21 protein-coding genes are annotated in these 21,791 nt (G+C 67.3%); 10 read left to right on the top strand and 11 right to left on the bottom strand.

Annotation, left to right across the window (positions count from 1 at the left end):
• Positions 1-211 precede the first annotated feature (211 nt).
• A complete protein-coding gene (locus AC4GYY_RS11455; protein WP_491120675.1) occupies positions 212-1,102 on the bottom strand; it encodes a prephenate dehydratase in 891 nt (296 codons plus the stop codon).
• A 106-nt stretch (positions 1,103-1,208) separates the two neighbouring features.
• Here AC4GYY_RS11455 and AC4GYY_RS11450 point away from each other — a divergent pair, with 106 nt between their 5' ends.
• Positions 1,209-1,943: a c-type cytochrome gene (locus AC4GYY_RS11450; protein ID WP_491120673.1), complete on the top strand. Its 735-nt coding sequence runs from the start codon at positions 1,209-1,211 to the stop codon at positions 1,941-1,943.
• Positions 1,944-1,955: 12 nt separating this feature from the next.
• On the opposite strand, the gene AC4GYY_RS11445 is transcribed toward AC4GYY_RS11450, so the two are convergent.
• The gene (locus tag AC4GYY_RS11445) at positions 1,956-2,843 is read right to left on the bottom strand and encodes an LOG family protein (RefSeq protein WP_491120671.1); all 888 of its coding nucleotides are present in this window, start codon (positions 2,841-2,843) and stop codon (positions 1,956-1,958) included.
• Positions 2,844-3,025: 182 nt separating this feature from the next.
• Here AC4GYY_RS11445 and mdh point away from each other — a divergent pair, with 182 nt between their 5' ends.
• The 6 genes from mdh (at position 3,026) to lpdA (ending at position 11,100) form a co-directional block, all read left to right on the top strand.
• The gene (gene mdh, locus AC4GYY_RS11440; RefSeq protein WP_491120669.1) at positions 3,026-3,988 is read left to right on the top strand and encodes a malate dehydrogenase; all 963 of its coding nucleotides are present in this window, start codon (positions 3,026-3,028) and stop codon (positions 3,986-3,988) included.
• Positions 3,989-4,042: 54 nt separating this feature from the next.
• Complete coding sequence (locus tag AC4GYY_RS11435; protein WP_491120668.1) at positions 4,043-4,339, top strand: GIY-YIG nuclease family protein; 297 nt, start codon at positions 4,043-4,045, stop codon at positions 4,337-4,339.
• A gap of 58 nt (positions 4,340-4,397) precedes the next feature.
• Positions 4,398-5,288 (top strand): succinate--CoA ligase subunit alpha, encoded by an 891-nt coding sequence (gene sucD / locus AC4GYY_RS11430; protein ID WP_491120667.1) that lies wholly within the window; start codon positions 4,398-4,400, stop codon positions 5,286-5,288.
• A gap of 146 nt (positions 5,289-5,434) precedes the next feature.
• Positions 5,435-8,398 carry a 2-oxoglutarate dehydrogenase E1 component gene (locus tag AC4GYY_RS11425; RefSeq protein ID WP_491120666.1) on the top strand — a complete coding sequence of 988 codons (2,964 nt, stop codon included), beginning with the start codon at positions 5,435-5,437 and terminating at the stop codon, positions 8,396-8,398.
• A gap of 14 nt (positions 8,399-8,412) precedes the next feature.
• Entirely contained in the window at positions 8,413-9,663 is a 1,251-nt protein-coding gene (odhB, locus tag AC4GYY_RS11420; RefSeq protein WP_491120665.1) for a 2-oxoglutarate dehydrogenase complex dihydrolipoyllysine-residue succinyltransferase, read from the top strand.
• 45 nt (positions 9,664-9,708) lie between these two features.
• Entirely contained in the window at positions 9,709-11,100 is a 1,392-nt protein-coding gene (gene lpdA / locus AC4GYY_RS11415) for a dihydrolipoyl dehydrogenase (RefSeq protein ID WP_491120664.1), read from the top strand.
• A 52-nt stretch (positions 11,101-11,152) separates the two neighbouring features.
• On the opposite strand, the gene AC4GYY_RS11410 is transcribed toward lpdA, so the two are convergent.
• The gene (locus tag AC4GYY_RS11410) at positions 11,153-11,428 is read right to left on the bottom strand and encodes a GCG_CRPN prefix-to-repeats domain-containing protein (protein WP_491120662.1); all 276 of its coding nucleotides are present in this window, start codon (positions 11,426-11,428) and stop codon (positions 11,153-11,155) included.
• Between the two features lie 202 nt (positions 11,429-11,630).
• Between AC4GYY_RS11410 and AC4GYY_RS11405 the strand changes: the two genes are divergently transcribed.
• Entirely contained in the window at positions 11,631-11,966 is a 336-nt protein-coding gene (locus tag AC4GYY_RS11405; protein WP_491120660.1) for a GCN5-related N-acetyltransferase, read from the top strand.
• On the opposite strand, the gene AC4GYY_RS11400 is transcribed toward AC4GYY_RS11405, so the two are convergent.
• From AC4GYY_RS11400 to AC4GYY_RS11390, 3 genes are all read right to left on the bottom strand, one after another.
• Positions 11,915-13,375: a flavin-containing monooxygenase gene (locus AC4GYY_RS11400; protein WP_491120659.1), complete on the bottom strand. Its 1,461-nt coding sequence runs from the start codon at positions 13,373-13,375 to the stop codon at positions 11,915-11,917. The genes AC4GYY_RS11405 and AC4GYY_RS11400 overlap by 52 nt on opposite strands.
• 89 nt (positions 13,376-13,464) lie before the next feature.
• The gene (locus tag AC4GYY_RS11395; RefSeq protein ID WP_491120657.1) at positions 13,465-14,790 is read right to left on the bottom strand and encodes a cystathionine gamma-synthase family protein; all 1,326 of its coding nucleotides are present in this window, start codon (positions 14,788-14,790) and stop codon (positions 13,465-13,467) included.
• 253 nt (positions 14,791-15,043) lie between these two features.
• Positions 15,044-15,778: an SDR family NAD(P)-dependent oxidoreductase gene (locus AC4GYY_RS11390; protein WP_491120655.1), complete on the bottom strand. Its 735-nt coding sequence runs from the start codon at positions 15,776-15,778 to the stop codon at positions 15,044-15,046.
• 89 nt (positions 15,779-15,867) lie between these two features.
• On the opposite strand from AC4GYY_RS11390, the gene AC4GYY_RS11385 reads away from it, so the two are divergent.
• Together AC4GYY_RS11385 and AC4GYY_RS11380 are read left to right on the top strand one after the other, a co-directional pair.
• Positions 15,868-16,299: a winged helix-turn-helix transcriptional regulator gene (locus tag AC4GYY_RS11385; protein WP_491120653.1), complete on the top strand. Its 432-nt coding sequence runs from the start codon at positions 15,868-15,870 to the stop codon at positions 16,297-16,299.
• A 178-nt stretch (positions 16,300-16,477) separates the two neighbouring features.
• On the top strand, positions 16,478-17,428 hold the full coding sequence (locus AC4GYY_RS11380) for a M10 family metallopeptidase C-terminal domain-containing protein (protein WP_491120651.1): 951 nt from the start codon (positions 16,478-16,480) through the stop codon (positions 17,426-17,428).
• A 268-nt stretch (positions 17,429-17,696) separates the two neighbouring features.
• Here AC4GYY_RS11380 and AC4GYY_RS11375 read toward each other — a convergent pair whose 3' ends face one another.
• From AC4GYY_RS11375 to lgt, 5 genes are all read right to left on the bottom strand, one after another.
• Positions 17,697-18,341, bottom strand: a complete 645-nt coding sequence (locus tag AC4GYY_RS11375) for a hypothetical protein (protein ID WP_491120649.1) — start codon at positions 18,339-18,341, stop codon at positions 17,697-17,699.
• A 178-nt stretch (positions 18,342-18,519) separates the two neighbouring features.
• Positions 18,520-19,275: a peptidoglycan editing factor PgeF gene (gene pgeF / locus AC4GYY_RS11370; RefSeq protein WP_491120647.1), complete on the bottom strand. Its 756-nt coding sequence runs from the start codon at positions 19,273-19,275 to the stop codon at positions 18,520-18,522.
• Positions 19,272-19,787 carry a GNAT family N-acetyltransferase gene (locus AC4GYY_RS11365; protein WP_491120645.1) on the bottom strand — a complete coding sequence of 172 codons (516 nt, stop codon included), beginning with the start codon at positions 19,785-19,787 and terminating at the stop codon, positions 19,272-19,274. Before AC4GYY_RS11365 ends, pgeF begins: the two co-directional genes overlap by 4 nt.
• Positions 19,784-20,824, bottom strand: a complete 1,041-nt coding sequence (locus tag AC4GYY_RS11360) for a class I SAM-dependent methyltransferase (RefSeq protein WP_491120643.1) — start codon at positions 20,822-20,824, stop codon at positions 19,784-19,786. Before AC4GYY_RS11360 ends, AC4GYY_RS11365 begins: the two co-directional genes overlap by 4 nt.
• A gap of 94 nt (positions 20,825-20,918) precedes the next feature.
• The gene (gene lgt / locus AC4GYY_RS11355) at positions 20,919-21,791 is read right to left on the bottom strand and encodes a prolipoprotein diacylglyceryl transferase (protein ID WP_491120641.1); all 873 of its coding nucleotides are present in this window, start codon (positions 21,789-21,791) and stop codon (positions 20,919-20,921) included.

Below are 21,791 nucleotides of genomic sequence, written 5' to 3'. Positions count from 1 at the left end.
GCGATCTTAGCAAGGCGCTGTCCTACAGCCCTCCGATCGCGTAAACGAGCCGCGCTCTTTCCACTGTCGACACCCGATCGCGCGCTCGGCGAAGTCCCGGCGAAAGGTGACACATGCGTCGTCCGACGCGCACCTTCCACCATCGCCAGCGCGTGGCCGACGTCTCCGTTTTGCCGCCAGATGCCGGAACTTCGACGGTTTCGCGTCGATCTCAACCCCGCTTGCGCGCCTGTCGATACGTGCCGAGCATCCTCAGCCACTTCGAGTGGAAGCCCAGTTCCGCCATCGCCCGGTCGAACGGCTCGTCGCCGGGTTTGCCCTCGACGTCGCAGAAGAACTCGGTCGCGGCGAAGCTGGCGCCGTGCTGGTAGCTTTCCAGCTTGGTCATGTTGACGCCGTTGGTCGCGAACCCGCCCATGGCCTTGTAGAGCGCGGCGGGAATGTTCTTCACCTCGAAGATGAAGGTCGTCATCCACGGGCCGTCCCCCACCGCCGGGCGGCCGCCGCGCGCCAGCGTCACGAAGCGGGTGGTGTTGTGCTCGCCGTCGGAGGCGTCGTCGGCGAGCAGGTTGAGGCCGTAGATCGCCGCCGCCGCCGGGGGTGCGAGCGCGCCGAAGGCGGGGTCGCCGCGCTCCGCCGCCAGTGCCGCCGCGCCGGCGGTGTCGGGATAGGCGACCGGGCGGATGCCGTGGGCGCGCAGCCAGTGCCGGCATTGCCCGAGCGCCTGCGGGTGGCTCGCCGCCTCGGTCACGTCGTCGCGCGTTCCCGGTCCCATCAGCGCGTGGCGGATGGACAGGAAATGCTCGCCGGTGATGACCAGGCCGGATTCGGGCAGCAGGAAATGGATGTCGGCGACGCGGCCGTGGAGCGAGTTCTCGATGGGGATGACCGCGCAGTCGGCGCGTCCGGTCTGCACCGCCTCGATCGCGTCGGCGAAGTCGAAGCAGGGAAGGGGGAGCGCGTCGGGGAACGCCTCGCCCACCGCGACATGGCTGTTCGCGCCCGGCGCGCCCTGGAACGCGACAGCGCGGTCGGGCGCGCGCGCCGCCGCCTCGGTCATGGCGGCGACGATCGGGCGGGCGGGGGCGGCGTATTGATCCATGGCAGGCGCGCGTAGGGGAGGGGGCGCGGGGCCTCAAGCGCCGCTTGCGGTCCGAGAATCGCTTTCCTATGGGGTGGCGCGCATCAAAAGGGGCTTCGCGGAACACATGGACGATCGCAACAACACGATTGCCGGCTGGGTGCTGGCCGGGTGCGGCGCGGCGCTCGGGCTGTCGATCGTGGGCGGGATGCTCTTCCATGGCGGTCGCCCCGAGAAGATGGGCTATGCGATCGAGGGTGTCGTCGAGGAAGGCGCGGGCGGCGCCGCCGCCGAAGTGCCGATCGCGAGCCTGCTGCCCAAGGCGGATGCGGCCAAGGGCGCCGAGGTCTTCAAGAAGTGCGCCGCCTGCCACACGATCAACCAGGGCGGCGCGAACGGCGTCGGCCCGAACCTTTATGCGACCGTCGGCGAGGCGATCGCCCAGGGCAAGGGCGGGTATCCGTTCTCGGACGCGCTGAAGGGCGTGGGCGGCAATTGGGATTTCGACAAGCTGAACGCCTGGCTGACGTCCCCGCGCAAGTTCGCGGCCGGCACCAAGATGACCTTCGCCGGGCTCGGCAACCCGCAGGACCGCGCCGACGTCATCCTGTATCTCAACCAGCAGGGTTCGAACCTGCCGCTGCCGGCGGCTCCCGCGGCCGGCGCAGCCCCGGCGGCGGGCGGCAACGCCGACGCCTCCAAGGGTGCGGGCGCCGCCCCCGCGGCAGCGAATGCGGTCGACGCGGTCGCGACCGATCGCCGCGCCTCGACCGGTGACATCGCGAACACCGGCACTCCGGCGAGCGGCGCACCCTCAGTCGATCCCAATGCGGCCAGGGAAGCCGCAGCGCGGGGCAAGTGACGGGCTGACCCCTTACCTCGGCGGCGCGGGGTCCTGCGCCGCCCGATCGCGATAGAATTGCTGGACCAATGCCCAGCCCTCCGCCGCGGTCTCGACGAAGCGGAAGATGCCGAGGTCGCGCTCCGAGATCACGCCCTCGTCGCACAGCGCGCCGAAGTCGATCACCCGCTCCCAGAACTCGCGCCCGTACAGGAGGACGGGAAGCGGGGCGATCTTGCCGGTCTGGATCAGCGTCAGCACCTCGAACAGTTCGTCGAAGGTCCCGAACCCGCCGGGGAACACCGCCAGCGCGCGGGCGTGCAGCAGGAAGTGCATCTTCCGGAGCGCGAAATAGTGGAACTGCGTCGACAATGAGGGGGTGACATAGGGGTTGGGCGCCTGCTCGTGCGGCAGGACGATGTTGAGCCCGATCGATTCGGCATGGACATCCGCCGCGCCGCGGTTCGCCGCCTCCATGATCGACGGCCCCCCGCCGGAGCAGACGACGAAGTGCCGCAAGCCGCGCTCGTCCCTCGGGAAGTTGGAGCACAGCTGTGCAAGCTCGCGGGCGGTGTCGTAGTAGCGGCTCTTGGCGACCAGCCGTTCCGCGATCCGGCGGCCCTGATCGTCGGTGGCGAGATCGAGCAGCGCCTGCGCCTTCGCCGGCTCGGGAATGCGTGCCGAGCCGTAGAAGACGAAGGTCGAGCCGATATGCGCTTCGTCGAGAATCTGCTGCGTCTTGAGGAGTTCGAGCTGGAAGCGGACCGGGCGGAGATCCTCGCGGAGCAGGAAGTCCATGTCCTGGAACGCGAGCCGGTAGGAGGGATGCTCGGTCTGCGGGGTCGAGACCCCGCTCTTGGCGGTTTCGGCGTCCTGCTTCGCGCGCGGGAAGACGCGGCTGGGAACTCGGGTGTCTGTCATGGGCGGCGCATTACGAGCCGGACCTCGCATTGCCTAGCCATCGTCGTTATTGCTCATGAGAACGACATGCAGTAAGGGAGGCATCTGCCGTGGTTTAGCAGTTGCTCGTACGGCGCGATCGGCCTAAGGCCGCGCCGAACAGCCGTGTGCGCGGCGCGCCCAGCAGAAGGATCGTGTTCCGAATGGCCCGCAAGAAAATCGCGCTGATCGGCGCCGGCAACATCGGCGGCACGCTCGCCCATCTCGCGGCGCTCAAGGGTCTGGGCGACATCGTGCTGTTCGACGTGGTCGAGGGTGTCCCGCAGGGCAAGGCGCTCGATCTGTCGCAGTGCGCACCCGTCGAGGGCTTCGACGCGACGATCACCGGCTCGAACGACTATGCCGACATCGCCGGCGCGGACGTCATCATCGTCACCGCGGGCGTGGCGCGCAAACCCGGCATGAGCCGAGACGACCTGCTCGGCATCAACCTCAAGGTGATGAAGGCGGTGGGCGAGGGCATCAAGGCCAACGCCCCCGACGCCTTCGTGATCTGCATCACCAACCCGCTCGACGCGATGGTCTGGGCGCTGCGAGAGTTCTCGGGGCTGCCGCACAACAAGGTCGTCGGCATGGCCGGTGTGCTCGACAGCGCGCGGTTCAGCCACTTCCTCGCGGACGAGTTCAAGGTCTCGGTCAAGGACGTGACCTCCTTCGTGCTCGGCGGCCACGGCGACACGATGGTGCCGGTCATCTCCTATTCCACCGTGTCCGGCATTCCGGTTCCCGACCTCATCAAGATGGGCAATTCGAGCCAGGAAAAGATCGACGCGATCATCAAGCGCACCCGCGGCGGCGGCGGCGAGATCGTCGCGCTGCTCAAGACCGGCTCGGCCTATTATGCGCCTGCAACCAGCGGCATCGCGATGGCCGAGGCGTATCTCTACGACCAGAAGCGCGTCCTGCCCGCCGCGGCCTATGTCGACGGGCAGTATGGCGTGAACGACCTCTACGTCGGCGTGCCGGTGGTGATCGGCGCGGGCGGGGTCGAGCAGATCGTCGAGATCGCGCTGGACGACGAGGCCAAGGGCAACCTCCAGGTCTCGGTCGACGCGGTCAAGGAGCTGCTGGTGGCGTGCAAGGGCATCGACAGCTCGCTGGCGTAAGGAAAAAGTGAACCACCCCGGCGAACGCCGGGGTCCAGTAGGGAGAACGTCCGAGTGGAAGGACTGGCCTTCGTCTACATGATGGCCAGCGCACGCAACGGGACGATCTATCTAGGTTCGACGATCAATTTGCCGAAACGAGTGTGGGAACACCGCAACGGCGTCGTCGATGGGTTCACCAAACGGTACAAGTGCAAGATCCTCGTCTGGTACGAGGCGCAAGCAAGTTGGGAAGCGGCCCGCCTACGCGAGCGGCAGATGAAGGACTGGAAGCGGATCTGGAAGTTGCAGGAGGTCGAGGGGCTCAACCCGGAATGGGAAGACCTGTACGATCGTATCGCGCTGCCATGAACCGCTTCGCAACTGGACCCCGGCGTTCGCCGGGGTTGTAGTAAGGACGATACAGCGCATGAGCATCCTCGTCGACAAGAACACCAAGGTCATCACTCAGGGGATGACCGGCAAGACCGGCGCCTTCCATACCAAGGCGGCGCTCGATTACGGCACGCAGATGGTCGGCGGCGTCACCCCGGGTAAGGGCGGGACGATCCACGAGGAGACCGGGCTCCCCAACTTCGACACCGTCGCCGAGGCGATCGCGAAGACCGGCGCATCGGCGAGTGTGATCTACGTGCCGCCGCCCTTCGCCGCGGACTCGATCCTGGAGGCGATCGACGCCGAGGTGCCGCTGATCGTGTGCATCACCGAGGGCATCCCGGTGCTCGACATGGTCAAGGTCAAGCGCGCGCTCAGCGGCTCCAAGTCGCGGCTGATCGGGCCGAACTGCCCCGGCGTGCTGACCCCGGGCGAGTGCAAGATCGGCATCATGCCGGGCAACATCTTCAAGCAGGGCTCGGTCGGCGTTGTCTCGCGCTCCGGCACTCTTACCTACGAGGCGGTGTTCCAGACCTCGAATGCGGGGCTCGGCCAGACCACCGCGGTCGGGATCGGCGGCGATCCGGTCAACGGCACGAACTTCATCGACGTGCTCGAGCTGTTCCTCGCCGACGATGCGACCCAGTCGATCATCATGATCGGCGAGATCGGCGGCAGCGCGGAGGAAGAGGCCGCGCAGTTCCTCAAGGACGAGGCGGCGCGCGGGCGCAAGAAGCCGATGGCGGGCTTCATCGCCGGCCGCACCGCACCTCCGGGCCGCCGCATGGGCCACGCCGGGGCGATCGTCTCGGGCGGCCAGGGCGGGGCCGAGGACAAGATCGCGGCGATGGAAGCCGCCGGGATCAAGGTGGCGGCGAGCCCGAGCGAACTCGGCTCGACGCTGCTGGACGTGCTGAAGGGCTGAAGCTTTCCCTCTCCCGGTGGGAGAGGGAGGGAGCCGCGCAGCGGCGGAAGGGTGAGGACAGGACGGTTTCGATCCTCACCTTCCCACTCGGCTCTGCCGAGCGGGCCCCTTCCTCTCCCAAAAGAGAGGAGAAAGAGAGTAAGACGATGGGCTACGAAGCGCAGGATTTCTCGGACATCGCCGGCGGCGTGTCGCCCGCATTTCTCGATGCGCTGTACGCGCGCTACAAGCAGTCGCCCGACAGTGTCGAGCCGGCATGGCGCGGCATGTTCGAGGGGCTCGAGCAGGCGCATTCGGGCCCGTCCTGGGCGAACAGCAGCTGGCCGCTCTCCTCGACCGACGACCTGACCGCCGCGCTCGACCCGACCCAGATGGAGCCGGCACCGAGGCCCGCCAAGGGCAAGCCGCCGATCGCCGCGGCCCCGGCGCCGTCGCAGGATGCGATCGTCAGCGCCGCCTCCGACGCGATCCGTGCGCAGATCCTGATCCGCACCTACCGGGTCCGCGGACATCTGGCCGCGAACCTGGATCCGCTCGGCCTGTCGGGTCCGCGCGAACTGCCCGACGACCTCAAGACCGAATATCACGGCTTCTCCGACGCCGACGTCGACCGCCCCGTCTTCCTGGGCGGCACCCTGGGCCTGCAATGGGCGACCATCCGTGAGGTGGTCGACATCCTGCGGCGCAACTATTGCGGCAACGTCGGGCTGGAGTTCATGCACATCGCCGACGTCGAGGAGCGCAAGTTCCTTCAGGACCGGATGGAGGGCAAGGACGCGCGCGTCGACTTTACCGTCGAGGGCAAGAAGGCGATCCTCAACAAGGTGATCGAGGCCGAGCAATGGGAGCGCTTCCTCGGCCGCAAGTACGTCGGCACAAAGCGGTTCGGGCTCGACGGGGGCGAGAGCATGATCCCCGCGCTCGAGAGCGTCATCAAATATGGCGGCGCGGCGGGCGTCAACGAGATCGTGATCGGCATGGCGCACCGCGGGCGGCTGAACGTGCTCGCCAACGTCATGGCCAAGCCGCTGCGCGTGATCTTCCACGAGTTCGCGGGCGGCAGCGGCAATCCGGACGACATCCAGGGCTCCGGCGACGTCAAATATCACCTGGGCACCTCGACCGATCGCGAGTTCGACGGGCACCAGGTCCACATGTCGCTGGTCGCCAACCCCTCGCATCTCGAGGCCGAGAATCCGGTGGTGCTCGGCAAGATCCGCGCCATCCAGACGATCGCCGGCGATCTGGAGAACCACTGCAAGTCGCTTCCCGTGCTGATCCACGGCGACGCCGCCTTCGCGGGACAAGGGATCGTCTGGGAATGCTTCGGCTTCTCGGGCATCCGCGGCTACAACACCGGCGGCTGCATCCACTTCGTCATCAACAACCAGATCGGCTTCACGACCAGCCCGCAGTTCGCGCGCTCCTCGCCCTATCCGTCGGACGTGGCAAAGGGGGTCCAGGCGCCGATCCTCCACGTCAACGGCGACGATCCCGAAGCCGTGACCTATGCGTGCAAGGTCGCGATCGAGTACCGGCAGAAGTTCCACCGCGACGTCGTGATCGACATGTGGTGCTACCGCCGGTTCGGGCACAACGAAGGCGACGAGCCGGGCTTCACCCAGCCGCTGATGTACAAGGCGATCCGCAGCCATCCGCCGGTCAGCGAGATCTATGGCCGCAAGCTGATCGCGCAGGGCGTCGTCGATCAGGCGTGGGTCGACGGCGCGATCGCGCAGTTCACGACGTTGCTCGAGGGTGAGTTCGAGGCGGGGGCCGGGTACAAATCGAACAAGGCCGACTGGTTCGCCGGACGCTGGTCGGGGCTCCACGCGCCCGCCGACGCCGAGACCCAGCGCCGCAGCGTCGAAACCGGCGTCGAGAAGAAGCTGTTCGACGCGATCGGCCGGACGCTGACCCAAGTTCCCGACGGTCTCGTGATCCACAAGACGCTCGCGCGGGTCCTCGACGCCAAGCGCGAGATGTTCCGCACGGGCGAGGGCTTCGACTGGGCGACCGGCGAGGCGCTGGCGTTCGGGACATTGCTGTCCGAGGGGTACGGGGTCCGTCTGTCGGGGCAGGATTCCGGGCGCGGCACCTTCTCGCAGCGCCACGCGGTTTGGGTCGACCAGACCGACGAGCACAAATACGTGCCGCTGTGGAACGTCGAGCATGGTCACTTCGAGGTACTCGATTCGCCGCTCAGCGAGTACGGCGTGCTCGGCTTCGAATACGGCTATGCGCTCGCCGACCCCAAGACCTTGGTGCTGTGGGAAGCGCAGTTCGGCGATTTCGCCAACGGTGCGCAGATCATGATCGACCAGTTCGTCGCGGCCGGCGAGGCGAAGTGGCTGCGCGCCAATGGCCTCGTGATGCTGCTGCCGCACGGTTACGAGGGGCAGGGGCCGGAGCATTCGTCGGCGCGGCTCGAGCGGTTCCTGCAGCTGTGCGCGGGCGACAACATGCAGGTCGCGAACTGCACGACGCCCGCCAACTACTATCACCTGCTGCGCCGCCAGATGCACCGCGGCTTCCGCAAGCCGCTGGTCGTGTTCACCCCCAAGTCGCTGCTGCGCCACAAGCTCGCGGTGTCGACCGCGGCGGACTTCCTGGGCGACACGCACTTCCGCCGCCTGCTGTCCGACCCGAATGGCTCGCCCGATGCCGAGACGAGGCGGCTGGTGCTGTGCAGCGGCAAGGTCGCCTACGACCTGATCGAGGCGCGCGACGCGGCGGGCGACACGGGTACGCAGATCGTCCGGATCGAGCAGCTCTACCCATTCCCGAGCGAGGCGCTGGCAAGGCGGATCGCGCGGATGCCCGTGCTCGAGCACGTCGTCTGGGCGCAAGAGGAGCCGCGCAACAACGGGTCCTGGTTCTTCGTCGAGTCGATGATCGAGGAGGCGCTGGTCGCCGCCAGGTCGCCGGTGAAGCGCCCGCGCTATGCGGGCCGCGCCGCCGCGGCGTCCCCCGCCACCGGGCTGATGAAGCGCCACCAGGCCGAACAGGGGGCGCTGGTCGCCGACGCGCTGGGCCATTCGGTCCGCGAGGAGATCCGCCGGACCCGCGGCGCCGACACCGTCAAGAAGGCCGGCAAGGCCGCGTCGTAATCTAGGAAGACCCCATGGCAACCGAAGTTCTGGTCCCCACGCTGGGCGAATCGATCACCGAGGCGACGCTCGGCGAGTGGCTGAAGCAGCCCGGCGAGGCGGTCGCCGCCGACGAGCCGATCGCGAGCCTGGAGACCGACAAGGTCTCGGTCGAGGTGCCGTCCCCCGTCGCCGGCGTCATGGGCCAGCAGGCGGTCAAGGTCGGCGACACGGTTCTGGTCGGGGCGTTGATCGCCACCGTCGAGGCGGGCGGCGGCGCTGCCGCGCCGGCGAAGCCCGCGGCCGCTCCCGCGGCGGCTGCGGCTCCCGAGCAGGCGGAGCCGGTCGCGGGCGGCTACGGCAATCATGGTCAGACCCCGGTGACGAGCAGCGCGCCCGCGGCGCTTTCCCCGTCGGTCCGGCGTGCGGTGCTCGAGACGGGGGTGGACCCGTCGGGCGTGCGCGGCTCGGGCAAGGACGGCCGGCTGACGAAGGAGGACATCGCCGCCGCTGCCGCGACCGCGAAGGCCCCGGCTCCCGAACCCGCCCCGGCGCCGCTGACTCCCTCCGTCGCCGCGTCGACCGGGCGTAAGGAAGAGCGCGTTCGGATGACGCGGCTGCGCCAGACGATCGCCAAGCGGCTGAAGGATGCGCAGAACACAGCGGCGCTGCTGACGACGTTCAACGACGTCGACATGTCGGCGGTGATCGCGGCACGGAACACGTACAAGGACCTGTTCGAGAAGAAGCACGGCGTCCGCCTGGGCTTCATGGGCTTCTTCGTGAAGGCCGCCTGCATGGCGCTCAAGGATATCCCGAGCGTCAATGCGAGCATCGAGGGCGACGAGATCGTCTATCACGATTATGTCGACGTCTCGGTCGCCGTGTCGGCCCCGAACGGGCTCGTGGTGCCGGTGGTCCGCGACGCGCAGGACCTGACGGTCGCCGGGATCGAGAAGACGATCGGCGACTTCGGCCGCCGCGCCAAGGACGGGACGCTCAAGATGGAGGAGATGAAGGGCGGTACCTTCACCATCTCCAACGGTGGCGTGTTCGGTTCGCTGATGTCGACCCCGATCATCAACCCGCCGCAGGCCGCGGTGTTGGGCCTCCACCGGATCGAGGATCGCCCGGTCGTCCGCGACGGGCAGGTCGTGGTGCGGCCGATGATGTACCTCGCGCTCAGCTACGACCACCGCCTGATCGACGGCCGCGAGGCGGTGACGTTCCTGGTCGCGCTGAAGAACGCGATCGAGGACCCGACGCGGATCCTGATCGACCTGTAAGCGCCGGCGCGCATCCCCATATCGCTTGCGCGAACGGAGTTTGAGATGGCTGACTACGACTATGACGTCCTGGTGATCGGGTCCGGGCCCGGCGGTTATGTCGCCGCGATCCGGGCGGCGCAGCTGGGGCTCAGGACCGCGTGCGCGGAGAGCCGCGAGACGCTGGGCGGCACCTGCCTCAACGTCGGGTGCATCCCGTCGAAGGCGCTGTTGCACGCGAGCGAATATTTCGACGCCGCCGCCAACGGCATGATGGCGAAGATGGGCGTCAAGGTGACTCCCGAGCTGGACCTCGACACGATGCACGGGCAGCGCCGCGACGCGGTCAAGCAGCTGACCGGCGGGATCGAGTTCCTGTTCAAGAAGAACAAGGTCACCTGGCTCAAGGGCAGCGCCGCGTTCGAGGACGCTCACACCGTCAGTGTCGGCGGCCAGACGGTCACCGCCAAGAACATCGTCATCGCGACCGGATCGGCCGTCACGCCGCTCCCGGGAGTCGAGATCGATCAGCAGGTGATCGTCGATTCGACCGGCGCGCTCGAGCTGCCGAAGGTGCCGGGCCATATGGTCGTGATCGGCGGCGGGGTGATCGGGCTGGAGCTCGGCAGCGTGTGGCGGCGGCTGGGGGCCAAAGTCACCTGCGTCGAGTTCCTCGACCAGATCCTGCCCGGGTTCGACGGCGAGGTCCGCAAGGAAGCGAACAAGATCTTCAAGAAGCAGGGGATCGTCTTCCAGCTCTCGACGAAGGTGACCCGGGTCGAGAGCGATGGCGCCAAGGCGATGCTGACCGTCGAGCCCGCAGCGGGTGGCGAGCCGACCACGATCGAGGCGGACGTGGTGCTGGTCTCGATCGGTCGCCGCGCGAACACCGACGGGCTCGGGCTAGACAAGATCGGCCTTCAGCCGAACGCGCGCGGGCAGATCGAGACCGATCACGACTTCCGCACCGCGGTGGGCGGCGTGTGGGCGATCGGCGACGTGATCCCCGGCCCGATGCTGGCGCACAAGGCCGAGGATGAGGGGATCGCGGTCGCCGAGAACATCGCCGGGCGCCACGGGATCGTGAACCACGACCTGATCCCGAGCGTGGTCTATACCTGGCCCGAGATCGCGGGCGTCGGTCTGACCGAAGAGCAGGCGAAGGAGAAGGGCGAGGTCAACGTCGGCAAGTTCCCGATGCTCGCCAACAGCCGCGCCAAGACCAACCACGAGCCCGACGGCTTCGTGAAGATCATCGCCGACGCGAAAACCGATCGCGTCCTGGGCGTCTGGGCGATCGCCAGCGTCGCGGGAACGATGATCGCCCAGGCGGCGCAGGCGATGGAGTTCGGCGCGACCAGCGAGGACATTGCCTACACCTGCCACGCCCACCCGACGCATTCGGAGGCGATCAAGGAGGCGGCGATGGCGGTGACGGGCAAGCCCATCCACATCTAGCATTGGCGCGAATGGGCGGCGTGGCATCGCCACGCCGCCTGCCGGGCTCAGGTCAACGGTAACGCCAGCCGCCGTGATAGCGGTAGCGCGTCCGGTAGTAGCGGCGACCGTCCCAATAGCCGCGACCCGGATAGAAGCCGCCGACCCTCAGCACGACGCCTGGAGCTCCGATCGCGACCGCCGGACGACCGTAGCCGCCCCCGTTGGGCAGGCAGCGGCCATGATGGCCACGATGGAAGCCCGGGCCGCAGCCCTGGGCGGCGAGCGCCGGGGTGGCGGCGAGCGTCGTCGCGCCAGCGAGCGCGGCGGCGATCAGCAGGTTCCGCATCCACATCCTCCTTTGATAGCCGGGCGCCCGATGCCCCCGGTCGGGGATGAAACGCAGGTGTAACGGAACGTTTCCGTCCGCCTCTCGCTTCGGCGCGCTCCGACGGGTAACCGCAAGGGATGCAGCCTTTCGTACTCCGCCGGCTTCCCGGACCGATCGTCGCATCCGCACTCGATGAAGCGGCCGAAGGGCCGAGCGGACGGTGACCCGGACGGTGCTGGAAGCGGCCTGGCTGGAGCTGACGCGGCGCGACCTGCCGACGCTTGCCGCCGAGCGTGGCTGGCCCGTGCACGCCGACCATTGCTTCCAGCGCATCCTCCTGGACAATGCGGTCGGCGGCGTCTGGTACGACGCGATCACCGGACGTCCTGCTTATCGCCATGCCGAGGCGGCGGTGCTCGCGGCGGCGGTTGCGCTCGGACGCGCGGCGATCGCCGGGGCGGCGGACCTTCACGCGCTCAACCGCCGTTCGCTCGCCTGGCGGCGTCAGGCGAAGGCGAGCACCTCGCGGTCGAGCGTGCCGGTCTCGCGCGCATAGTCCGCGCAGTTTCCGGCCCAGTTCTGATAAACCCGCCCGTTCGCGGCCTTGTACCAGCTGCGGCAGTGCGGGTCGGCCCAGACGGTTCCGGTCAGCGCCTGCTCGATCCGCTCGTTGAACCGGCGCTGCCCGTCGGCGGTGACGATCGCGGCGCGCTTCTCCTCCTGGCTCAGCGCGGCGAGGGTGCGCAGCATGAAATCGACCTGGCATTCAATCATGTAGCTGATCGAATTGTGTCCCAGATTGGTGTTTGGGCCGTAGAGGACGAACATGTTGGGGAAGCCCGCGACCATGATGCCGAGATAGGCCTCGGGTCCGTCGGCCCAGGCGTCCTTGAGCGTCCGCCCCCCTTCGCCCGCGACCGCCATCGACCAGTTCCACTCGGTCGTCTCGAACCCGGTGGCGTAGATCAGCACGTCGAGCTCGTGGAATCCCGCGGCGGTCCTGACGCCGCCCGGCTCGATGCCGGCGATCGTCGCGGTTTCGAGCGTGACGTTGTCGCGCATCAGCGCGGGGTAGAAATCGTCGCAGATCAGGATGCGCTTGCATCCGATCGGATAGTCGGGGGTGAGCTTCGCGCGCAGTTCCGGATCGGGGACCTGCGCTTCGAGATGGTCGAGCGCGGTGCGGGTGAAGGCGGCACGCCCTTCCGGAGTCCACTGGAACGCCTGCCAGAAATAGGCATCGGCATTGTCGAAGATCATCGCCCGTTGCATCGCGCCCAGCCGCATCGCGACCGCCATGTCGGTCGCCATCAGTGCCTTGGTCTCGGGCGTGACGGCGACGTCGTTGCGAGGGACGACCCAGTTGGGAGTGCGCTGGAACACGACCAGTTCGCCCGCGACCTTGGCGACCTCGGGGATGAACTGAACCGCGCTCGCCGCCGAGCCGATCACGCCGACGCGCTTGCCGGTCAGGTCGACGCCGTCGGGCCATTCGGCGGCGTGGAAGGTCTGGCCCGCGAAGCGTTCGCGTCCCGCGATCTCGGGGAGGTTGGGGCGGCTGAGCTGCCCGAGCGCGGGAACGATCGCGTCGAAGGTCTCGATCTCGCCTTTCTCGGTCTCGATCGTCCAGGTCTTGGCGTCCTCGTCCCACCTGGCGCTGGTCACGCCTTCGTTGAGGCGCAGCACGGGAGCGAGCCCGAATTGTTCGACCAGGCCTTGCGTATAGGCGTGGATCTCCGGCCCACGGGCGTAATGATGGCTCCAGTGGGGATTGGGCGCGAAGGAGAATTGGTAGAGGATCGCGGGCACGTCGCAGGCCACGCCTGGGTAGCGATTGGCGCGCCAGGTGCCGCCGACCGACTCGGCATGCTCGAACAGCGTCACCTCATGCCCCGCCTCGCGCGCCTTGATGGCGGCGCACAGCCCGCCCATCCCCGCGCCGACGACCGCGATCCGCTTACCCATGTCCGTCCTCTCGTGCCTGCGGTTCGGTGCCGCCGTTTCGGGGAGGATGCCCGGAACGGCGGCGCGAGGAAAGAGCTAAGTCGAGTTCTTTAGATCGCCGCCAGCGCCTGTTCGAAGTCGGCGATCAGATCGTCGGCGTCCTCGACCCCGATGGAGATGCGGACGAGGTTGTCGGTGATGCCGAGCGCCCGCTTGCGCTCGTCCGGCACGGAGAGATGGGTCATCGCCGCGGGAGCCGAGGCCAAAGTCTCGGTGCCGCCCAGGCTGACCGCGAGCTTGGCGATCTTGAGCGTGTCGAGGAACTTGAACGCCTCCGCCTCGCCGCCCTTGAGATACAGCGAGAAGGTGCTGCCCGCGCCGGTGCAGTGGCGGCGATAGATGTCGGCCTGGCGCGCATCGCCCTGCTGTTCGAGGAAGCCGAGATAGCCGACCCGCTCGACCTTCGGATGGACGTTGAGGAACGCGCAGACCTTGACCGCATTCTCGCCCGCGCGGGTCATGCGGAGTTCCAGCGTCTCGAGGCTACGCAGCAGCATCCAGGCGGTGTGCGGATCGCAGATCGTGCCGATCGTGTTGCGCATCATCCGCAGCGTGTTGATGTGCGCCTTCGTCCCCAGCACGCCGCCGGCGACGAGATCGCTGTGGCCACCCGCATATTTGGTCAGCGAATAGACGACGAGGTCCGCGCCCTGCTTGAGCGGCTGCGCCCACACTGGGCCGAGGAAGGTGTTGTCGATCGCGATCGGCGGCTTCGTGTCGCCGGTGAAGATCGCGTCGCGGCTAGCGGCGACTGCCTCGACGTCGACGAGCGCGTTGGTCGGGTTGGCGGGCGATTCGAGGTAGATCAGCGCGACGTTCCCCGCCGACGCCTCGGTCAGCACCGCGTCGATCTCGGCGCGGGTCGCACCGGCGGGGAAGTCGAGCCACTTGACCCCGAACTTGCCGAGGATGCGCGCGATCAGCGTCTCGGTCGCGGCATAGAGCGGGCCGGAATGGACGATCGTGTCGCCGGGCTTGGTCATGGCCAGGAACAGGGTCGCGATCGCCGACATGCCCGACGAGAAGGCGAGCGCATCCTCGGCCTCCTCCCAGATCGCGAGCCGATCCTCCAGAATCTCCTGGTTCGGGCCGTTGAAGCGCGAATAGACCAGGCCCTCGGACCCGCCGGGCCGCTTGCCGGTAACGCCCTCGAAGTGGCGCTTGCCCGCCGCGGCATTGGGGAAGACGAAGGTCGAGGTGAGGAAGATCGGCGGCTTGAGCGAACCCTCCGACAGCGCGGGATCGAAGCCGTGACCCATCATCAGCGTCGCGGGCCTCAGCTTGCGCCCGCCGATCTCGCTGATCTCGGCCTTGGGGGCAACTCGCGGGGCGACGCCGGTGAGGTCGGCTTCGGTTTCGTTCTTGATGTCTGGCATCGTGTGTCTCCTGGGTGCGCAGGTCCCTAACGCAGGATCGTTTCAGGCGATACCACCGGAGACAGGTTGAGGCGGTTTAGGCGTGCGGACGGGGCGGTGAGGTGAGACAGGTCGAGGCAATCGAGGCGGCCCCGCGCGTCGATGCGGAGAGACCGGTCGATCGGGAGGGCGCTGCATCCGTTGTCACCATCATGGTTTGTCCAACCTTGCGAGATGCGTCGGGGCCGCCGGCGAACCGGCGACCCCATTGCATTCAGATCTGCGCCAGCCCGCCGTCGACGAACAACTCGCTGCCGGTCATGAAGCTGCTGTCGTCGGAGGCGAGGAACGCCGCCGCCGCCGCGGTCTCCGCCGGATCGCCGACGCGGCCGAGCGGGGTGCCCGCGCCGAGCGCCTTGAACTCCTCCTCGCCGACGACGCTGATCGCGAGCTCGGTCAGCGTCGGCCCGGGGGAGAGGACGTTGACGCGGATGCCGGTCCCGCGCAGGTCCTGCGCCCAGCTGCGCGCGATGTTGCGGACCGCCCCCTTCGACGCGCTGTAGATGCTGAACTGCGCCGTGCCCATCTCGCCGGTGGTCGATCCGGTGAGGATGATCGAGCCCCCCGCCTTCATCAGCGGCAGCGCCTTCTGCACGGTGAAGATCAACCCCTTCACGTTGACGTCGAAGGTCTCGTCATATTGCGCCTCGGTGATCTCGCCGAGCGGCGCGAAGGAGCCGGTGCCGGCGTTGGCGAAGACGATGTCGACGCCGCCGCGCTCCGCCTTCACCTGCGCGTAGAGCCGGTCGAGGTCGGCGGCGTCGGTGACCGATCCGGCGATCGCACGGGCCTGCCCGCCGAGCTTGGCGACCGCGGCGTCGAGCGCGTCCTGCCGCCGGCCGAAGATGTAGACGAACGCGCCTTCGTCGACGAAGCGCTTGGCGGACGCAAAGCCGATGCCGCTGCCGCCACCGGTGATCACCGCGGTCTTGCCCGAGAGTCTATTCATGTATGCCTCCACAAGTTCAGGTGGCGGAGAGCTGGCGGCGCACCCACCTATCGACAAGTATGCACCTTCTGGTAAGTACCCCCATGGACATGATCACCACCTCGCCGCCGGGCTTCTCGTGCGGGCTCGACGTCACGCTCCGCATCATCGCGGGGAAGTGGAAGCCGCTGATCATCTACTTCCTGCGCGAGGAGCCGAACCGCTATGGTGCGCTCAAGCGCGCGGTGCAGGGAGTGAGCGACAAGGTGCTGATCCAGCAGCTGAAGGAGCTGGAGGCGGACGGCGTGGTCAGGCGCACCGATTACGGCGAGGTGCCGCCGCGCGTGGACTATGCGCTGACCCCGCTGGGCCGAAGCCTGTCCGACGCGCTCGCGCCTTTGTGCGAATGGGGGAGCGCGAACCTCGACGCGGTCGCTGCGGTGTTCGCGGAGCGGGAGGGGTGGGCCGTCGGCAAGCCATCAAGCCCTGTCGCTTCAAAGCAGCGAATGGACCGGCAGCTTTCAGGCGGGAAAGCGGCCTGACGGGAAACGCCCAATAGCGGACATGCTCGACGCCCGGGCAATTTGGTCATAAACTGATGTAAGACTTCAGCGGAAGGAACCCCGCGGCTGCCGGTCTCCGGGGATCGTGACGTGACAATGGGTGCCGGTGTTCTTGATCGGAAATGGCGGGTCAGCCACTCGGCTTTGGAGGCGTGTGATGAGATACAAAGACACAGGCGGCGACGACAATCTGATCGGTACAATCTCAGACGACGTGTTTCGAGTTCATCGTGGCGTAGACAAAGTGGATGGTGGAGGCGGTTTTGACCGCTTGATCGTTAACTATGGAGGCCAGCACAGCTACTTTTTCGGATACAATCATGTCAATGTTCTTGATGATGGTAGCTTAGTCGGGACGTTAAGTGGAGGACTCAACGATGATCCTCACGATTCAGCTGTTTCCTTCACAAACGTCGAGCGGATTGTATATACGGGCACAGAATCAAACGATACATTGTTTATAGATGTGTCCTCCGCAGCCTCTGAGTCGATGTTTGAAGTCAATGCTGAAGCCGGTCTTGATATCCTATTTTTAGAATTTCATAGCAAGAATGATCACTACGTTGAAGTGCTTGCGAATGGCGCTATCTTGACTGAAATAGGGAAATTTAGCAGCTTTGAAGGACTTACCGTCACATTCGGAGGTGGCGACGATGGTGCGCTAGGGGGCGCTATGGCTGAAACATTCAGCGGTGGCCGGGGGGTTGACCATCTTTCCGGCGGCGGTGGAAATGATCAACTTGACGGTGGACGTGGTGCGGATCTCCTGAGTGGCGGCGCGGGTGCGGACTTCTTTTTCTATGACCAGTTAGCTGACTCATTGGTATCGGCTGCCGACACCATTCTCGACTTCAGTCAAGCGGAAGGTGACAGGCTATACCTTGCGGCGATCGATGCAGATGAGATGGTGAAGCACCATCAATCCTTTGTGTTTATCGATCAAGATGACTTTACTGGACCTGGTGGCCAACATGGTGAGTTACGCCAGGTCGTCAACGGCGACGGCACCGTGACGCTTCAGGGCGACGTGAACCATGACGGCATGGCTGACTTCTCGATCCTGATCCACACCGCCGCACCGCTGGTTGCAGGAGACCTCGTTCTTTAGGTAGGTCCGACCGGCGTCGGCTTCCGGCGCGCATCCATCGAAACCCGATGATGATCGATGCGGACGGTCAGTCAGGCGATCGAGAAGCAGACGTTCTGCAAACCCCCGAACCAGGTCGCTCCGGCCCGCGCGTGGGCCTCGGATCGCTCGGAAGCCGACCGTCTGCTCTCGGGCGAAAAAGCGGACGACCGCAAACGCCCACTTTCCGCCATTGAGCGCAGGGACGTGCCTTCTTGCTTGGGCCGTTCCGTATGGCGGCAAGGCGGTTTCATTGGATGTCGTCGGCCTCGCGTTCCTCTTTCATATCATCCGACCATATGCCCTGCTTCTCGGCCCGCGCGGTCCGTTCCGCCTCGCTAATTCGGGTGATGCGCTTCCTGTAGTCGTCTTCGGGTATCAAGCGTTCGCTGCGGTCCTGCGGTGCCGCAGCTCGTTCTTTCTCAATCTCGGCCCGAGCGTCAGCCAGCTTCGGATCACTTTTGAGCAGCCGATCAAGTCCTCTTTCATTATCAACCATGTCGTACATCGTTCCACCGACGAACATTCCAAATCGAATGAGGTCGACGTTCAAGCTGTCGTTCCCATCCTCTACCCAAACATAAAAGAGTTCCATAAGCTGGTGCGTTCGAGTGTTAGTTGAGAGCAGTCGCGAAATAGGTGTAACAATCGCTTTGGGGTGCCTTTTCAGCCAGCTAACTATAAAGACCTTCGGGTCTTCGAAAGTGGTGGCCCGAAAAAGTCCACTACCGAGCAAAACATACAGGCGCGAGTCGCCTGTTTTCGAAGCCATTATGCCGTTTTCGAACTGATACCCTGTCACGGCCTCGCGAACTGGTGGGCTTGGGGCAACGCGGGCGTTAGACGGAGCGGAGGCGACCGCGATCATTGCGGCAACGAAGAATGGGCCGAACACACGCACCTCCTTGATCCTGTGCTGCCTGCTATGGTCGACAACGCTCGGTCACGTCCAGAAGCGGACGGTCCGCACTCCCCCAAACCCGGTCGCTCACGGCTTGGTTGGCCCTTCGTTTGAGCGGGGCCGAGGGTCGGGCGCAGGGTGACAAGGGCGAGCAGCGCCAGCGCGCGATGACTTAGCGCAGGCCGATCAGGCTGATCTGGCGGCCGTAGTCCGGCTCGCTGCGATGCGTGGCGCGGCGGTAGCTGAAGAAGCGGTCGGCGTCGGCGTAGGTGTCGAGGCCGAGCGTCTCGATCCGGCGCACGCCGGCGGCGGCGAGGCGGTGGGCGACATAGGCTTCCAGGTCGAACTGCGCGCGGCCCTCGCGGCCGTCGGCGAAGAAGCGCTCGTTGCCGGCATCGTCCCCGGCGAAGCGGCGGCGGAAGGCGGCGTCGACCTCGTAGCTCGCGCGGGCGATGCACGGGCCGACCGCGGCGGCGATGCGGTCGCGGCGTGCGCCGAGCGCCTCCATCGCGGCGAGGGTCGCGTCGGTCACCCCGGCGAGCGCACCCTTCCAGCCGGCGTGGGCGGCCCCGACGACCCCTGCCGCGGCGTCGGCGAGGAGGACCGGGGCGCAGTCGGCGGTGAGGATGCCGAGGAGCAGGCCGGGCCGGTCGGTGACGAGCGCGTCCCCTCGCGGCCGGTCCGCGCCCGGTTCGGCGACGGTCACGACGTCGGCGGAATGGACCTGGTAGCAGGTGACGAGCACCGCTTCGGGCAGCACCGCGCGCGCCGCCAGCCGTCGGTTCTCGGCGACGCGCGCGGGATCGTCCTCGGAGCCGATGCCGACGTTCAGGCCGGAGTGGAGGCCGTCCGACACGCCGCCGCGGCGCCCCAGGAAGCCGTGCGGCACACCCGCGAGCGCCGCGGCGCGGATCACCTCGACGCTCACAGCGCCAGCTTCATGATCAGGTCGCGGTCGATCTGGGTGCCGGTCTTGAAGGCGTAATCGCCGATGTGGACGAACCCGCGCCGGGCGTAGAAGCGCATCGCGCGTTCGTTCTCCTCCCAGACGGTCAGGTAGAGCGCGTTCGCACGCCAGGCGACCGCGGTGCCGATCGCCCAGCGCATCAGGACGTCGGCGACGCCGCGACCGTGGTGGGTCGCGGCGACGTAGAGCTGGGCGAGCTGGAGCCCGCCGGGCTGGATCGCCGCGGCCGGAAGCCAGGGGTCGACCAGCTTGGCGTAGCCGACGATCGCATCGTCGTCGGTTGCGATCCGGTAACGAATATAGGGATCGGCGAGGTCGCGGATCAGGTTGCCGTCGGGGCCGTATCCTTGCGCGACATAGGCGGCGATGTCAGCGGGCGGGGCGGAATGGCCGAAGGTCTCCAGCCAGATCTGCTTCGCCATCGCGTCGAGCTCGGGGCCGTCGGCGATGGTCGCGTCGCGGTAGTCGATCATCGGAACCCCGCAGGCTCGGGCCAGCCGGGGGCGGTGAGCACGACCGCCTTGAACAGCGCCCCCATCTCGCCGACCAGCCGGGTGCGCGCGGCCGTGATCTCGTCGGCGCGCTCGGGGGCGGTGCGGGCGAGCTGCGCGGCGCGCGGGTCGATGCCGAGCCGGACGAGGAACTCCGCCTGTTCCACCGGCCCCCAGGCGACCGCGCCCATCGACTGCGCGGCGGCGACCAGGGTGGTGAAATCGACGTGAGCGGTCAGATCCTGCTCGCCGGGCGCTTCGAACGGATTGGCATAGGCGTGCGCATGGACCGCCTGGAGCGTTTCGCCGACGAGCGGCCCCTCATGACCATAGTCGATCGCGAGCAGCGCACCGCCGTGGGCGACGATCCGCTGCGACAGCGCGCGGACGATCGCGACGGTGGCGGGGCTGACCTCGAACACCGCGCCCGGCGGGGCGTCGCGCAAGGGTTCGGGGATGACCCCGTCGGGGATGCGCGGTCCGGCGATGGGAAGGAAGATCAGGTCCTGGCAGGCGATGACGCGCTCGCGCCAGCCGTCGGCAGCGCGGACCAGCTGGCGGGCCGGGAGCGCGTCGAAGAACTCGTTGGCGACGACGATCAGGGGCCGGTCCGGAAGCGTGGTCACGTCGTCGTGCCAGGTCGCCTCGGGCACGCGCTCGCGCTGCGCGGCGCGCAGAGCCGGGCTGGTCTCGACGAAGTGAACGGGCAGCGCGGCGCCGGCCTTCGCCATCGCGCGGAGCGCATCGGCGGCGAGCGTGCCGCGGCCGGGCCCGAGCTCGACCAGCGCGGCGTCGGGCCGACCGGCGCGGTCCCACAGGTCGGCGATCCACAGCCCGATCAGCTCGCCGTACATCTGGCTGATCTCGGGCGCGGTGGTGAAGTCGCCCGCCGCGCCCAGCGGATCGCGGGTGGCGTAGTAATGCGCATTGGCGGCGGCCATGAACTGCGCGACCGGGATCGGGCCGGACAGCGCGATCGCACGGGCGAGTCGTTCGGGGAGGTGGTCGTCCGCGCTCATCTCCGTTCGTCCCGAGCGCAGTGGAGGGACGCTGCGGTCCGCCGCGGTGTCTCGACGTCGCTCGACACGAACGGAGCAGGGCAAGCCGCGCCGCTCACGCCACGCTCTCGTCCCCGGCGATCGGGGTGACGCGCCGCCGCCGCCCGGCCGCGGTCAGGATCAGGTAGAGGCCGCCCGCGATCATCGGCAGGCACAGCAGCTGGCCCATGTGGATCGTGGTCGCGAAGATCGTGCCCTGGAACTGGCTGTCGGGCTCGCGGAAGAACTCGACGGTGAACCGCGCAAGCCCGTAGCCGAGCAGGAAGATGCCGACGAGCTTGCCCGGATCGTAGCGCGCCTTGGTCCGCCAGAAGGCGTAGGCGAGCAGGCAGAACAGCAGCACGCCCTCCAGCACCGCCTCGTAGAGCTGGCTGGGGTGGCGCGCGATCTCGCCACCGCCGCGCGGGAAGACGATCGCCCAGGGCACGTCCGAGGGCTTGCCCCACAGTTCGCCGTTCACGAAATTGGCGAGCCGGCCGAAGAACAGACCGAAGGGGACGCAGGCGGCGACGTAATCGTGGACGCGCAGCCAATCGAGCCTGTGCTTGCGCGCGAAGACGATCAGCCCGAGCGAGGTGCCGATCACCCCGCCGTGGAAGCTCATGCCCCCGTCCCAGAGCTTCAGGATGCTCAAGGGATGGGTCAGCATTTCGGGCGCGTAGAACAGGACGTAGCCGATCCGCCCGCCCAGGATGATGCCGAGCGTCGCGTAGAACACCAGATCGTCGGCGTGGCGGCGCGCCATCGGCGCACCGGGCTGGGCGAGCAGCTTCAGCAGATACCACCAGCCGATGACGATGCCCGCGATATAGGCCAGGCTGTACCAGCGCAGCGTGAAGAAGCCGATCGTGAACACCTCGGGCCGGAGCCCGAGCTCGTCGAAGCGGATGTGACCGCCCGTCGCGGCGGCAAGGAAGGGCAGGATCAA

The organism is Sphingomonas sp. SP6, assembly GCF_058313435.1.
This window is presented reverse-complemented; position numbering and strand designations above follow the sequence as displayed.

Excerpts from the sequence above, each read along its gene's own strand:
- AC4GYY_RS11455 (WP_491120675.1), bottom strand. The coding sequence starts at position 1,102 with ATGGATCAATACGCCGCCCCCGCCCGCCCGATCGTCGCCGCCATGACC.
- AC4GYY_RS11450 (WP_491120673.1), top strand. The coding sequence starts at position 1,209 with ATGGACGATCGCAACAACACGATTGCCGGCTGGGTGCTGGCCGGGTGC.
- AC4GYY_RS11445 (WP_491120671.1), bottom strand. The coding sequence starts at position 2,843 with ATGACAGACACCCGAGTTCCCAGCCGCGTCTTCCCGCGCGCGAAGCAG.
- mdh (WP_491120669.1), top strand. The coding sequence starts at position 3,026 with ATGGCCCGCAAGAAAATCGCGCTGATCGGCGCCGGCAACATCGGCGGC.
- sucD (WP_491120667.1), top strand. The coding sequence starts at position 4,398 with ATGAGCATCCTCGTCGACAAGAACACCAAGGTCATCACTCAGGGGATG.
- AC4GYY_RS11425 (WP_491120666.1), top strand. The coding sequence starts at position 5,435 with ATGGGCTACGAAGCGCAGGATTTCTCGGACATCGCCGGCGGCGTGTCG.
- odhB (WP_491120665.1), top strand. The coding sequence starts at position 8,413 with ATGGCAACCGAAGTTCTGGTCCCCACGCTGGGCGAATCGATCACCGAG.
- lpdA (WP_491120664.1), top strand. The coding sequence starts at position 9,709 with ATGGCTGACTACGACTATGACGTCCTGGTGATCGGGTCCGGGCCCGGC.
- AC4GYY_RS11410 (WP_491120662.1), bottom strand. The coding sequence starts at position 11,428 with ATGCGGAACCTGCTGATCGCCGCCGCGCTCGCTGGCGCGACGACGCTC.
- AC4GYY_RS11400 (WP_491120659.1), bottom strand. The coding sequence starts at position 13,375 with ATGGGTAAGCGGATCGCGGTCGTCGGCGCGGGGATGGGCGGGCTGTGC.
- AC4GYY_RS11395 (WP_491120657.1), bottom strand. The coding sequence starts at position 14,790 with ATGCCAGACATCAAGAACGAAACCGAAGCCGACCTCACCGGCGTCGCC.
- AC4GYY_RS11390 (WP_491120655.1), bottom strand. The coding sequence starts at position 15,778 with ATGAATAGACTCTCGGGCAAGACCGCGGTGATCACCGGTGGCGGCAGC.
- AC4GYY_RS11385 (WP_491120653.1), top strand. The coding sequence starts at position 15,868 with ATGATCACCACCTCGCCGCCGGGCTTCTCGTGCGGGCTCGACGTCACG.
- AC4GYY_RS11380 (WP_491120651.1), top strand. The coding sequence starts at position 16,478 with ATGAGATACAAAGACACAGGCGGCGACGACAATCTGATCGGTACAATC.
- AC4GYY_RS11365 (WP_491120645.1), bottom strand. The coding sequence starts at position 19,787 with ATGATCGACTACCGCGACGCGACCATCGCCGACGGCCCCGAGCTCGAC.
- AC4GYY_RS11360 (WP_491120643.1), bottom strand. The coding sequence starts at position 20,824 with ATGAGCGCGGACGACCACCTCCCCGAACGACTCGCCCGTGCGATCGCG.